The 12,966-nt window shown below is 70.3% G+C and carries 12 protein-coding genes; 10 read left to right on the forward strand and 2 right to left on the reverse strand.

Annotated elements, in window-relative coordinates:
- Nucleotides 1-56 precede the first annotated feature (56 nt).
- Both AB0898_RS03105 and ppgK read left to right on the forward strand, forming a co-directional pair.
- Nucleotides 57-1,073 carry a 4-hydroxy-3-methylbut-2-enyl diphosphate reductase gene (locus AB0898_RS03105; RefSeq protein WP_366801069.1) on the forward strand — a complete coding sequence of 339 codons (1,017 nt, stop codon included), beginning with the start codon at nucleotides 57-59 and terminating at the stop codon, nucleotides 1,071-1,073.
- A gap of 99 nt (nucleotides 1,074-1,172) precedes the next feature.
- On the forward strand, nucleotides 1,173-1,922 hold the full coding sequence (gene ppgK, locus AB0898_RS03110; protein WP_161178262.1) for a polyphosphate--glucose phosphotransferase: 750 nt from the start codon (nucleotides 1,173-1,175) through the stop codon (nucleotides 1,920-1,922).
- A gap of 60 nt (nucleotides 1,923-1,982) precedes the next feature.
- On the opposite strand, the gene AB0898_RS03115 is transcribed toward ppgK, so the two are convergent.
- Nucleotides 1,983-2,591, reverse strand: coding sequence for a DUF6542 domain-containing protein (locus AB0898_RS03115; protein ID WP_366801070.1), 609 nt, complete (start codon nucleotides 2,589-2,591; stop codon nucleotides 1,983-1,985).
- A 201-nt stretch (nucleotides 2,592-2,792) separates the two neighbouring features.
- Here AB0898_RS03115 and ychF point away from each other — a divergent pair, with 201 nt between their 5' ends.
- Entirely contained in the window at nucleotides 2,793-3,881 is a 1,089-nt protein-coding gene (gene ychF / locus AB0898_RS03120) for a redox-regulated ATPase YchF (RefSeq protein ID WP_361775986.1), read from the forward strand.
- A 311-nt stretch (nucleotides 3,882-4,192) separates the two neighbouring features.
- Here the strand turns inward: ychF and AB0898_RS03130 are convergent, their stop codons facing one another.
- Complete coding sequence (locus AB0898_RS03130; RefSeq protein ID WP_366801071.1) at nucleotides 4,193-5,794, reverse strand: AraC family transcriptional regulator; 1,602 nt, start codon at nucleotides 5,792-5,794, stop codon at nucleotides 4,193-4,195.
- A gap of 128 nt (nucleotides 5,795-5,922) precedes the next feature.
- Here AB0898_RS03130 and AB0898_RS03135 point away from each other — a divergent pair, with 128 nt between their 5' ends.
- The 7 genes from AB0898_RS03135 to AB0898_RS03165 all read left to right on the forward strand — a co-directional run bounded on the left by AB0898_RS03135 (nucleotide 5,923) and on the right by AB0898_RS03165 (nucleotide 12,928).
- On the forward strand, nucleotides 5,923-7,788 hold the full coding sequence (locus AB0898_RS03135) for a siderophore-interacting protein (RefSeq protein ID WP_366801072.1): 1,866 nt from the start codon (nucleotides 5,923-5,925) through the stop codon (nucleotides 7,786-7,788).
- Between the two features lie 54 nt (nucleotides 7,789-7,842).
- Nucleotides 7,843-8,826: an ABC transporter substrate-binding protein gene (locus tag AB0898_RS03140; RefSeq protein WP_366801073.1), complete on the forward strand. Its 984-nt coding sequence runs from the start codon at nucleotides 7,843-7,845 to the stop codon at nucleotides 8,824-8,826.
- 96 nt (nucleotides 8,827-8,922) lie between these two features.
- On the forward strand, nucleotides 8,923-9,174 hold the full coding sequence (locus AB0898_RS03145) for a hypothetical protein (protein ID WP_366801074.1): 252 nt from the start codon (nucleotides 8,923-8,925) through the stop codon (nucleotides 9,172-9,174).
- Nucleotides 9,171-10,217: an iron chelate uptake ABC transporter family permease subunit gene (locus tag AB0898_RS03150; protein WP_366801075.1), complete on the forward strand. Its 1,047-nt coding sequence runs from the start codon at nucleotides 9,171-9,173 to the stop codon at nucleotides 10,215-10,217. Before AB0898_RS03145 ends, AB0898_RS03150 begins: the two co-directional genes overlap by 4 nt.
- The gene (locus AB0898_RS03155; protein WP_366801076.1) at nucleotides 10,214-11,272 is read left to right on the forward strand and encodes an iron chelate uptake ABC transporter family permease subunit; all 1,059 of its coding nucleotides are present in this window, start codon (nucleotides 10,214-10,216) and stop codon (nucleotides 11,270-11,272) included. The genes AB0898_RS03150 and AB0898_RS03155 overlap by 4 nt, the downstream gene beginning before the upstream one ends.
- Nucleotides 11,269-11,739 (forward strand): ATP-binding cassette domain-containing protein, encoded by a 471-nt coding sequence (locus AB0898_RS03160; RefSeq protein WP_366801077.1) that lies wholly within the window; start codon nucleotides 11,269-11,271, stop codon nucleotides 11,737-11,739. Before AB0898_RS03155 ends, AB0898_RS03160 begins: the two co-directional genes overlap by 4 nt.
- Nucleotides 11,732-12,928, forward strand: a complete 1,197-nt coding sequence (locus AB0898_RS03165) for an alpha/beta hydrolase-fold protein (protein ID WP_366801078.1) — start codon at nucleotides 11,732-11,734, stop codon at nucleotides 12,926-12,928. The genes AB0898_RS03160 and AB0898_RS03165 overlap by 8 nt, the downstream gene beginning before the upstream one ends.
- Nucleotides 12,929-12,966: the final 38 nt, after the last annotated feature.

The following is a 12,966-nucleotide window of genomic DNA, read 5'->3' on the forward strand; positions in this document are numbered from 1 at the left end:
CTGTGCGCCGAACACCCCCCTGGGGGGATCTACGGGGCCGTGGACCCGGCCTTACGATGGGACGCATGACCGCTTCGCCTGGCCGCCGTGTCCTGCTCGCCGCCCCCCGTGGCTACTGCGCCGGTGTGGACCGCGCCGTGATCGCCGTCGAGAAGGCCCTCGAACAGTACGGGGCCCCGATCTACGTCCGCCACGAGATCGTCCACAACAAGTACGTCGTCCAGACCCTGGAGAAGAAGGGCGCGATCTTCGTCGAGCGGACGGAGGAGGTGCCGCCGGGCAACATCGTGATGTTCTCCGCCCACGGCGTCGCCCCCACCGTGCACGAGGAGGCCCAGCGCGGACGCCTTGCCACCATCGACGCCACCTGCCCGCTGGTCACCAAGGTCCATAAGGAAGCCGTCCGCTACGCCAAGGACGACTACGACATCCTCCTGATCGGCCACGAGGGCCACGAGGAGGTCATCGGCACCTCCGGCGAGGCCCCCGAGCACATCCAGCTGGTCGACGGCCCCGAGGACGTCGCCAAGGTCGAGATCCGCGACCCGTCCAAGGTCGTCTGGCTCTCCCAGACCACGCTCTCCGTGGACGAGACCATGGAGACCGTCGACGCCCTGAAGGCCAAGTTCCCGGGCCTGGTCTCCCCGCCGAGCGACGACATCTGCTACGCCACGCAGAACCGCCAGCTCGCCGTGAAGCAGATGGGCGCCGAGGCCGAGCTGGTCATCGTGGTCGGCTCGCGCAACTCCTCCAACTCCGTGCGCCTGGTCGAGGTCGCCAAGCTCGCCGGCGCCCGCGAGGCGTACCTCGTGGACTTCGCCGACGAGATCGACGAGACCTGGCTGGAGGGCGTCACCACGGTCGGCGTCACCTCCGGCGCCTCCGTCCCCGAGGTCCTGGTCGAAGAGGTCCTGGAGTGGCTGTCCGCGCGCGGCTACGGCGACGTGGAGCTGGTCAAGGCCGCCGAGGAGTCCATCACCTTCTCGCTCCCCAAGGAGCTGCGCCGCGACCTGCGCGACGAGGCGGCGGCGCTGATGGCCGAGCGCGGCGGCAGCGGGACGCCGGAGGCGTGAGCGCGTGATCCCCTCGGTGTACGGGCGGCGCGTACCGGCTCGTACACCGATCGGGATGCCCGGGGCGTGACCGTCAGTCGTACGTCGTAACGTGTTGCCATGCAGATCTTCGGCGTGGACATCGGCGGTTCCGGGATCAAGGGTGCCCCGGTGGACCTGGACAAGGGCGATCTCGCCCAGGAGCGCTGCAAGGTGCTCACCCCGCACCCGGCGACCCCCGAGGGCGTCGCCGACGGCGTGAAGCAGGTGATCGACCACTTCGGCTGGACGGGCCCGGTCGGGCTGACCTTCCCCGGAGTGATCGCGGACGGCGCGACGGTCCTGACGGCGGCCAACGTCGACAAGAGCTGGATCGACACCGACGCGCGCGCCCTGTTCAGCGAGCGGCTCGGCGGACTCCCCGTGACCCTCGTCAACGACGCGGACGCGGCGGGCCTGGCCGAGATGAAGTTCGGCGCCGGGCGCGGCCGCACCGGCACGGTCATCGTCCTCACCTTCGGCACCGGCATCGGCAGCGCGGTCTTCAGCGACGGCGTGCTGGTCGCCAACACCGAGCTGGGCCATCTTGAGCTGAACGGCCACGACGCCGAGAAGAAGGCGTCCAGCAAGGCCAAGGAGGACGGCGAGCTGAGCTGGGAGCACTGGGCGCGGCGGGTGCAGAAGTACCTGGCCCACCTGGAGATGCTCTTCTCGCCCAACCTGTTCATCATCGGCGGCGGCGTCAGCCGCAAGGCCGAGAAGTTCCTCCCGCACATCAAGGGCATCAAGGCCGAGATCGTCCCGGCCCAGCTGCAGAACAACGCGGGGATCGTGGGGGCGGCGATGCGGGCGGCGCAGTCGGAGCAGTAGGAGTCGTACGGGGGTGGCCGTACGGGGGTACGGCCTCGGGCGCCGGCTCCTGGTGCCGGGTCAGCGCGGAGGCCGGCCCGGCGTCGCAGCGGGGTCGGCGGCGGCCCGGCGCCTGCGCTCCCGTACCCACCTCACCCGTCGTACGAGCACGATCACCCCGGCGAGCAGCGTGCCGCCGTAGAGCCACGCCGCCTGGGTGGCGAGGCCGGTGAACAGCCCCATCAGGCGGGCGAGCAGGCCCGCGCCGCCGTCGGTGAGCGGGAAGAGCCCCACGCCGAAGGCGATCGGCACGACCACCGGAGCGGTCAGCACGTCGCCGTCGCGCACCCACAGCGCCGTCAGCACGCACACCGGCAGGAACAGCACGCCGTACCCGGTCAGGGACGCGTCGAACAGCAGCAGGTCCAGCCAGCCGAGCAGATACATCGCCAGCACGCAGAAGAGGCCGCCGCCGAGTCCGGTGAGGCGGGGTCCCGGCAGCCCGCGGCGGGCCGGTGCGGCCGGCTGTGGCGCCCGTACCCGCTGGGCGCCGCCGGGCGTCCCGGACGGCCGCACGGGCCCCCGTTCGGCCCCGGCCGGCGGCCGCCGTGCCTGCGGTGGCAGCTGCGCGGGCGGCGGGGCGCCGCGTCGCGGTCCGTCGTGCGGGGATCGCGTTCTGTATTGCTCCACTGGACCAACTTAGGTCTGTTTATGTGCCGAATCGCTCCTGAGACACGCCGAAGACGCCGAGCGGGGACGAGCGGGCTGGGGTAAAGGGGTGGGCCCGGCTCCCGCGAGGGTGCCCGCCCCGGACGCCGTAGACTGGTGGATCGGCCGGTGTCACCTGGCCCCTGGCAGCCCCTGGCCCACTCATCAACGGGAAGTCGCAACGTGTCGCTCACGATCGGAATCGTCGGCCTGCCCAATGTCGGCAAGTCGACCCTTTTCAACGCCCTGACCAAGAACGACGTGCTGGCGGCCAACTACCCGTTCGCCACGATCGAGCCGAACGTCGGCGTGGTCGGCGTCCCCGACGGCCGGCTGGCGCAGCTGGCGTCGATCTTCGGCTCGGAGCGCATCCTCCCGGCGACGGTGGACTTCGTCGACATCGCGGGCATCGTGCGGGGCGCCTCCGAGGGCGAGGGCCTGGGCAACAAGTTCCTCGCGAACATCCGTGAGTCCGACGCCATCTGCCAGGTCATCCGCGCCTTCAAGGACGAGAACGTCGTGCACGTCGACGGCAAGGTCTCGCCGAAGGACGACATCGAGACGATCAACACCGAGCTGATCCTCGCCGACCTCCAGACCATCGAGAAGGTCCTGCCGCGCCTCCAGAAGGAGTCGCGGATCAAGAAGGACGTCGCGCCGAAGGTCAAGGCGGTCGAGGAGGCGAAGGAGATCCTGGAGAAGGGCGACACCCTCTTCTCCCAGGGAGTCCTCCAGGGCAGCGAGCGCGCCGAGCTCCTGCACGACCTGCACCTCCTCACGACGAAGCCCTTCCTCTACGTCTTCAACGTGGACGAGGACGAGCTGACGGACGAGGACTTCAAGAACGAGCAGCGCGCGCTGGTCGCCCCCGCCGAGGCGATCTTCCTCAACGCCAAGCTGGAGGCGGACCTCGCCGAGCTGGACGAGGAGGACGCCATCGAGCTCCTGGAGTCCGTCGGCGCCGAGGAGCCCGGCCTCGCCACCCTCGCCCGCGTCGGCTTCAACACCCTCGGCCTGCAGACCTACCTCACGGCAGGCCCCAAGGAATCCCGCGCCTGGACCATCAAGAAGGGCGCCACCGCCCCCGAGGCCGCCGGAGTCATCCACACCGACTTCCAGAAGGGCTTCATCAAGGCCGAGGTCATCTCCTTCGAGGACCTGGTCGAAACGGGCTCCGTGGCGGAGGCCCGCGCGAAGGGGAAGGCGCGGATGGAGGGCAAGGAGTATGTGATGCGGGACGGGGATGTGGTGGAGTTCCGCTTCAACGTCTGAGCGGATGAAATAACACCACGTCGTTGACGTGGCAAACATGCGGGTCAGATGGGGGTCCGGCTCTTCGGGGTCGGGCCCTTGGCGCTGGCCGAGTGTGAAAATGGTGCGGACGCGGCGCTTTTCCTGGACGAGTACGCCGAGGTGTTCGCCGAGGCCGCGCTGCGGCAGCGCCGCCCTGTGGTCATGTTGACTTCCGATATTGACGACATGGTCAAGCTCTGGCTGAGCGGCGGTCTCGCTCGCCGCACGGCATGCACGCCGGCAGCGAATGCGCTCGTCGAGCCAGAGGTCAACATGGCGCGAACGTCCTCTCAGCGGCTGTCGGCCACATCGCGTTCCTGGTATTCGCGTGGGGAGAGTCCGTGGAAGCGGGAGAAGGCGGCGCTGAACGTGGGGAGGTGGGCGTACCCGATGCGGCGCGCGACGGCGCTGGGCGGGGCGCCCCCGGCGAGCAGGTCACGGGCGATGCGCATGCGGGTGGCATAGCGCCAGCGACTGAGTGTCATACCCGTCTCGTCGCGGAAGGCACGATGGATCTCGGCACGGACATCGACATCATGCGTCCCGCCAGGCTCGCCGATACGACGCAAGCACTCCATCGCGACAGCACGCGCGCGCGGATCGGTGGGCATCGGCACCGACAGCGCTCGCTGCGCGGTGACCTGTTCCGCGAACAGGTCGAGGATGTGGCGGGGATTGTGGTCGTCGGGACGCAGAGCGGACCGGGCGCTGATCGAGCAGAACATCAAGTAGTCGTCCCACGCGGGCGAGAACCGCACCTGCAGCGGCGCGGTCAGGTGGAGGTCGGCGGTACTCGCGTTGCCCAGCGGCAGGGAGACGGAGTTCTCGCGGAGGCCGGTGACATGCTCCACGTCCGCCGGGATCCAGGTCGCCACGCCTCGCTCCCGCTCGTAGCGCCGGCCGTCGATGTCCAGGTACCCGCTGCCTCGGTACATCCAGCTGAGGACGTGGATGTCGTTGGTATGTGACGGCGTGCTGGCCGCGGGCAGGGTCTCGGGCACGGCGGGAGTGTCCGTCTCGCGCATCATCCGGATCAGGTCGTCGGTCTGCCGTGCCGCCGCCGCCCGTTGGGTCAGCCCACCGGCGCCAGGCCGGGCGAAGAGCTCCCGTCCGAACTCGTGGGGGGTCAGCCCGAACCGTCCTTTGAAGGCCCGCGTGAGGCCGTTGCGGCTGGCGAAGCCCACCAGAGCGGCCACCTGGTCCACGTCGTAACCGGCGGCGAGGAACTCCACGGCGGCGCCGAGACGGCAGAGCAGCCGCCACCGCTCGAACGTGAGCCCGGTGTCGGCGAGGAAGTCACGGCGAAGGGTGCGCGCGCTGGAGAGTACCCGCGATGCCCATCGCTCGACCGTGAGGTCGAGCGCGGGGTCGCGCATCAGTTCCTCGGCGACCGCTCTGGCGCCGCGGGCTCGCGGCATAGCCGGCGAGGCGAACCCTTCCGGGCCCGGATCCCGCCCGACCATGGCGGGCGCCGGCGAGCCGGAACGCTGAAGGAGCTCCGCGATCGCCTCGGGGGAGTACCCGCGGCCGCTGAACGGAGTGACCTGCAGGTTGAAGAGCTGGATCAGCCAGTCCTGCCAGCCGCTGGGAACGTCGAACCGCGTCAGTTCCGACAACCCCCGAGCGCCGACGCCGGCGTGGGGACACAAGGGGAAGGCGACCGTGCCCGGCTCCGTGGTGATCGCCCGCTCCGCCCGGCCGTCCGCGGGAATCCAGGCGCCTTCGCCGGCCTTGAGGTGGAGCACCGGCCCGCCGCCGAGGCGCACGTGCGCCGTGCCGGTGCGCACCCACAGCAGCAGCGGTCGAACGGGCGTGTCCGCCGGACCCCACCGCGCGCCCGGAATCGGCGGAGGGTGGCCGGAACCCGCGGCGAACGATGAGGGCATCACCATGTCCTAACCGTACGGCAGTCTGCGCACGCCATTCGAGGTAAGGTTCCCCTAACCTTACCTGTGTGCGCCCTCCTGGCACCGGCGCGCGGCTCCTTCCCCCGAAGCGATGAGAGAGTTCGGTTTCCCGCATGCCCAAAACCTCGCGCCGGCTCACCGTGCACCCGCCGACCCTGCGTGAGGTCGAGGTGGTCCGGACCGTCGACATCACCCCGGGAATGCGGCGGGTCACGCTGAGCGGCGAACAGCTGCGCGCCTTCACCACCGCGGCCGGCTTCGCGCGGCCCGCCTTCGAGTCCAACGGCTTCGACGACGACCTCGGGTTGTACTTCCCGTACCCCGGTCAGCGCGATCCGGTGCTCCCGGTCCAGGGCGAGGCCAAGCTGACCGTGCCCAAGGATCCCCGACCGCTGTCGCGGGCCTACACGGTCCGCCGGTGGGACCCCGAGGCGGGCGAGCTGGACGTGGACTTCGTCAGGCACGGGGTGGGCGCGGGAACGACGTGGGCCTGTCGCACCCGGCCGGGTGACCGGATCCACCTCAGCGGCCCGAGCACGTCGAAGGCGTTCCCGGTCGGCGCCGACTGGTGGCTCGTGGCAGGCGACGACACCGCACTCCCCGCGATCGGCCGCCTGCTCGACGAGCTCCCGTCCGACGCCCGGGCGCAGGTGTTCATCGAGATCGCCGAGGAAGCCCACCGCCAGGAGCTGCGCGAGCTGCCCGGGGTGGACGTGACGTGGCTGATCCGCCCCGGAGCGACGGCCGGGACCGTGTCGCTGCTCACCGAGGCCGTCCGCAGTGTGCAGTGGTGGTCGGGCCAGGCGTTCGTATGGCTGGCCGGCGAGCACACGGCCGTCCGGGACATCCGCCGGCACCTGGTCGAGGACCGAGGTGTGCCCAAGGAGGACATCGACTTCGCCGGCTACTGGCGTCGCTCCTCGGTCGTCGCCCTGGAGACCGACGGGGCGATACCCGACCCGGAGAGGACGGTCACCCCGTTCCGGAAGCTCCACGACCTGACCGAACTCGTCGCGCCGATCGCGATCCGCACCGCCGTCGAACTGGGCGTTCCCGAGCTGATCTCCCGCGGCGTGACCAGCGTGACCGAGCTGGCCGCCAAGGCCGGCGCCGACGAGCGCGCTCTCGGCAAGCTGCTGCGCTACCTGCACACCCTGGACGTGGTGACCGAGACGGAACCGAGTCACTACGCCCTGACGCCGGTCGGCGATGTCCTCACCCTCGAGTTCATCGCCGACGGGCTCCACTCCACCGGCGTGGTCGGTCGCGAGATGCTCGGCATCCACGGCCTCACGGAGTCGGTCCGCACCGGCCGGCCCGCCTACGCCTCGGTCACCGGCCAGACCTTCGCCGACGTACGGGCCGAGCAGGACTACGAGGACCGCCACCTGGAGCGCCTGGCGAAGTTCCAGCCCGCACTGGCCGGACCGATCGCCACGTCCGGCCTGCTCGCCGGAGTCCGGCACCTGGTGATCCACTCCGGTGGTGCCGGTGCTCACGCCCGTGAGTACGTCGCGGCCCACGAGAGCCTGCGCGTGACGATCTGCGCGCTGCCCGCCCAGGCCGACTGGCTGCGCCGCGACCTGCCCGCCACGATTCCCGACGCGTCGCAGCGCACGCGGGTCGGCGTGCTGGAGCAGTCCGTCTTCGAGCCCGGCCCGGCAGCCGACGCCGTGCTCATCAGCCGCGCCCTCAAGACCCTGCCCGACGCCGACGCCGCTCACGCACTGCGCCGGGCAGCCGAGAACCTCACCCCCGGCGGACGAGTGCTGCTGATCGAGGACGTCTTCGACACCGACGAGCTCGACGAGCACGACGGCGAGGCAGACCTGATCGGCCTGGCCTGCCACGGCTCCGGCCTTCGCACCGCGGCGGAGCTGGACGCCGTCATCGCCCGGGCCGGCCTCACGCGCCGATCGGCGCGCACCGTCGGCCTGGGCACCACCGTCCACGAACTCGTCCGCTCCACCGCCGGCTGATCCCCTCCACCCAGCGCAACCCCTCCCCCGGGAAGAAGAGAAAGACAAACCACCATGAGCAGCACCCCTTTGACGAGACGCGGCACGGCCCTTGCCGCCGCGCTGATCAGTGCGTCGCTCTTCCTCACCGCCTGCGGCGGTGACGGCGGCGACACCGGCGACAAGGCCGCAGCGACCCGCAGTGTCAAGGCCGAGAACGGCACCGTCAAGATTCCCGCCGACCCCCGTCGGGTCGTCACGATCGGCAACACGAACCTCCCCTTCATCGACCTGGGCGGCAAGCCGGTGGGCGTCACGGAGGTGTCCGACTCCGAACTCGCCGTGCTGCCGGATGAACAGAAGTCCGTATACGAGGCAGCCGAGGTCGTCGGCAGCAGCGGGGGTGAGGTGGACCTCGAGAAGCTCGCCGCTCTCAAGCCGGACCTCATCCTGGTCCAGTTCCACTCGAACGACTGGGGCAAGGTCGGCAAGCGCCTTGAGTCGATCGCCCCGACCGTGTACTGGGGGCTCGACACCGAGTGGAAGACATTCGCCGGCGAGATCGCCAAGGCCGGCAACGTCACGGACGAACTCGGCCGGCAGAAGGCGGAGTTCAAGAAAAAGGTCGCCAAGATCCAGGAGACCTACCGCAAGACCGTCGACGACACCTCGTTCGTCGACGTCTCCCGCGGAGACTGGAGCGATCCCGGAACGTTCTACATCGCGGACATCGGATGCTCCGAGATCGCCCGGGACGACATCGGCCTCGACCTGCCCGAGGCGGCCGAGGGCAAGGACCCCCTGGCCTACGAGTCCCTGCCGTTCGAGCAGATCGGTGAGCTGTCCAAGTACGACGTGATCACCTACCCCGTCGACGCCGAAGGCCGGCCGACAGAGCCCTTCAAGCCGGTGGTCGGGACCAACACCTGGAAGGCGCTGCCCGCCGTGAAGTCCGGTCGTGCGCTGGGAGTCTTCTGCCCCGGCAACAACTCCTACGGGCCCGTCCTGCAGTACCTGGACTCGCTCGACCACGCTCTGGCGACGCTCCCTCCGAAGTAGAACACCACCGGCCGGGGCACCACCCACCACGGACTCGCACCCGGCGGCGCCAGCTGACCCTCACCCGGGACAACGAAGGAAAAGAAGAGCACGGCAATGACCTTGACACCCCTGAGACAGCGGGGCACGGCCCTTGCCGCCGGGCTCGTGAGCACCACGCCCGGCCTCACCGCGTGCAGCGGCAGCCCCGAGGAGACGCCGGCCGGCAAGACGGGCGCCGCGAGCGGGACGCGCGGCTTCAAGGCCGACAACGACGCGCTCATCTCCGAGATCGAGGACGAGCACGCCGGCCGTCCCAGCTCTACGTCGCTCAAGGAGACGCTCGCAACGCTGCCCGAGGCCGGATGACGCTCGTGGACGCAACAGAAGCGGCGATCCTCACGGAAGAGCCGCCCCCCGCGGTCTCGCATCGACGCCGCCGTGTCATCGGGCTGGTCGCCGCCCTCGCCGTGCTGATCGTGCTCAGCGTGATGGTCGGCTCCAAAGTCATACCGGTCTCGGTGATCCGGGACGCATTGTTCAGCCCGTCCTCCAGCCCTGATCAGTTCGCGGTCCGCGACTTCCGGCTGCCGCGCACGATCGTGGGTCTGGTCGTCGGCATCGCACTCGGTCTGTCGGGCGCGCTGATCCAGGCGCTCACCCGCAACCCCCTGGCCGATCCGGGTGTCCTCGGCGTCCATGCCGGTGCGTCCTTCGCGGTGACGGTCGCCGTGGGCCTGCTCGGCGTCCGCGACGCCCAGGGCTACATGTGGTTCGCGTTCGCGGGGGCACTGATCGTCACGCTCCTGGTGCTCGCCCTCGGGTCGACACGGAAGGCATCCTCGCCGGTGGTCATGGTGCTCGCCGGGGTCTGCGTCGGCGCCGTGCTCGGCGGCGCCAGGGAAGCTCTCCAATTGGCCGACCCGGACGCCTTCGACGCGATGCGGTACTGGAACGCCGGGTCGGTCGCGGGTCGCCCGCTCGAGGTCGTATGGCCGGTCCTGCCGTTCTTCGCGGTGGCACTCGTCCTGGCCTTCGCGATGTCGGGCCCGCTCAACGCTCTGGCTCTGGGCGACGAGCTGGCGGTCGCCCAAGGGGTCCGGCCGGCACGCACCCGTGTGCTCGCGGTGATCGCCCTCACCCTCCTCGCCGGTGGCGCCACCGCGATCGCCGGACCCATCGGATTCGTCGGACTCATGGTGCCGCACGTGGCCCGCTGGATCGTCGGCCCGGACCAACGCTGGATCTTCGCCTACAGCATGCTCCTCGCCCCGAGCCTGCTGCTGGTCTCCGACATCCTCGGCCGCGTCGTGATGAGACCCGGTGAGATCCCCGTGGGAATCGTCACCGCCTTCGTCGGCGCTCCCGTCCTCGTCGCGCTGGTGCGGCGGAAGAAGGCGAGCGGACTGTGAACACGCACATTCCGCGGGGGGACTTCGGGCGGCGGGCGCTGGTGCTGCGGCACCGGCGGATCGCGGTCCGGCTCCAGTGGCGCTCGGTCGTCGTCTGCACGGTGCTCGCGGTCGCGATCGCCGGTACGGCGGTGCTCGCGCTGATGACCGGCTCGTACTCGCTGAGTCCCGGTCAGGTGCTCTCCGCACTGACCGGCCGGGAAACCGGCTTCGTCCACGAGATCGTGGTCGAGTGGCGGCTGCCCCGGGTGGCCGCGGCGCTGGTGTTCGGCGCGGCTCTGGGCGTGAGCGGGGCGGTCTTCCAGTCACTGTTGCGCAACCCTCTCGCCGACCCCGGCATCATCGGGTTCTCCCAGGGCTCCTACACCGGCGCGCTGGTCGTGATCCTGGTCGTCAACGGCACCTACGCGCAGCTGGTCGGCGGGGCGTTGCTGGGCGGGATGGCCACCGCCGTGGCTGTGTACCTGCTCGCCCACCGGCGAGGGGTGCAGGGGTTCCGGCTGATCGTCGTCGGTATCGGCGTCTCGGCGATGCTCGGGTCGCTCAACACCTGGCTGATCCTCAAGGCCGACCTGGACCAGGCGATGTCCGCGGCCGCGTGGGGCGCCGGGTCGCTCAACGGCGTGTCCTGGAACCAGGTCGTCATCGGCGGCGCCTGCATCACCGTACTCCTGCTGCTGGCCGGGATGTTGAGCCGGCCGCTGCGGCAGATGCAGCTGGGCGACGACGCGGCCGCCTCGCACGGGGTACGGGTCCTGCCCGCACGCCTCGGCCTGATCCTGGTGGGAGTGGCGCTGACGGCGACGGTCACGGCCGCGTCGGGGCCGATCGCGTTCATCTCCCTGGTCGCCCCGCAGATCGCACGCCGGCTCGCCCGCACCGCCGGGATCACCCTCGTCCCCGCCGCCTTCGTCGGGGCGCTGCTGTGCCTGGCGTCGGACTACCTCGCCCAGCACGTCGCCCCCACCCCGCTGCCGGTCGGCATCATCACCGTCGTGCTCGGCGGCGGCTACCTCGGATACCTGCTGTTCACCGAAGCCAGGAGACGCCTGTGAGGGCAACCTCGTCCGACACCGCGCGCCTCCGTGTGGAGTCGGCGACGATCCCCGACGAGTCGTTCACGGTCATCGTCGGCCCGAACGCGTGCGGCAAGTCCACCCTGCTGCGCGGCCCGTCCCGACTGCTGAAGCCGTCGGCCGGGCGCGTGTGGGCGGCGATGGCGCTCGCGCAGCACACCGGCATCGTGCTGCTCGACGAACCGGCCACCTTCCTCGACATCACCCACCAGATCGAGCTCCTTGAGCTGTTCACCGATCTGCACCACGCCGGCCACACCCTGGTCGCCGAGGGCACTCCGGACGAGGTCGTCACGGCCGAGCCGGCCGAGGAGGTGTCCGGTCTGCGCTGCCTGGTGCTGCGCGATCCGGTGACCGGCAGCCCCCAGGTGGTGCCGCTCGGCCGCGAACGAACCCGGCACCGGCCCACTGACACCACCGATGCGGAGAGCGCGATACATGTCTGATCCATCTGTCGAGAAGCTGTCGACCGGTGAGTGGAGCCCGGAGAGGTTCAGACGACATCTCCAGGAGACAGGTACACCGCTTGTCGAGCGGGTCTCCGCGGACGAGGTGGAGGTGACCTTCGCCGACGAGCCCGGAGACGACACGACGGTCACCCTCTCGGTGGTGATCGGCCCCAGAATCGGCTTCAACCCGATCGACACGGAGTTCGCCCCGGTGGCGGGGACGCCGTTTCGCGTGCTCACTCTGCGGATGCGTTCGGACCTGCGCTTCTCGTACGTATTCGTACGACGTGGGCCGACGGGTGAGGGCGAACAGGTTCCGGACCCGTTCAACCCGCCACCGAGGTTCTCGGAGTGCTCGGTGGAGCGGTTCTCCGGCGCCTCGGTGGCCGTGCTGCCCGACGCGGTGCCGTTGCCCTGGCTCGATCAGGCCGAGGCGCGGCCGGCCCCGGCAGTGGAACCCGCCGTGCTGGCGAGCGAGTTGCTGGGAGACGAACGCCGCGTCTGGGTCTCGATGCCCCCAGGAGGGTTCCCGGACGAGAGCGCACTGCCCTTCGTGATCCACCTGGACGGGACGCCGGACCACAGCGCCCCGAGCGTTCGTGATGCCTTGGTCCGGGCGGGACTCGTCCGGCCCTGCGTGGTGGTCCTCGTCGAACAGCCTGCCCTGCGGCGTGCCGAAGAACTGCTCTGCGGGCCGGCGTTCTCCCAGATGCTGGTCCGGGAACTGCTGCCGTGGCTCCACCACCGGTATCCGCTCTCGCGCGACCCCGCCGACGTGGCGCTGGCCGGCGAGAGCTTCGGCGGCTTGTGTGCCGGCTGGACAGCGCTGCGGCACCGGAGTGTGTTCGGCAACGCCATCCTCCAGTCCCCGTCGTGCGGGTACCACCCTGACCTCAGGTGGGGCACCGGGGCAGGTGAGCTGCTGCGCCGCACTCCCGTACCGACACTGATCGCCGACTTCCTGGCCGAGGAGACGGCACCGATCCGCATCTTCCACGACGTCGGTGAGCTGGAGAGCTCGCTCACGCACAGCCGCTGGCTCGACCACGTGCTCACCGGCAAGGGCTACGACACCCTCTACCGGGAGTTCGCCGGCGGACACGACTACGCATGGTGGCGAGGACTCCTCGCCGATGCCCTGCTCTGGTGCTTCCCGCTCAGGAGCAGGGACGGGGGCCAGGCGTGAGCAGCTCTTCGCGTTTCTCGGGCGCCGACACCGCAGGA

The sequence above is a fragment of the Streptomyces sp. NPDC005435 genome (assembly GCF_040703155.1).
Lineage (GTDB): Bacteria > Actinomycetota > Actinomycetes > Streptomycetales > Streptomycetaceae > Streptomyces.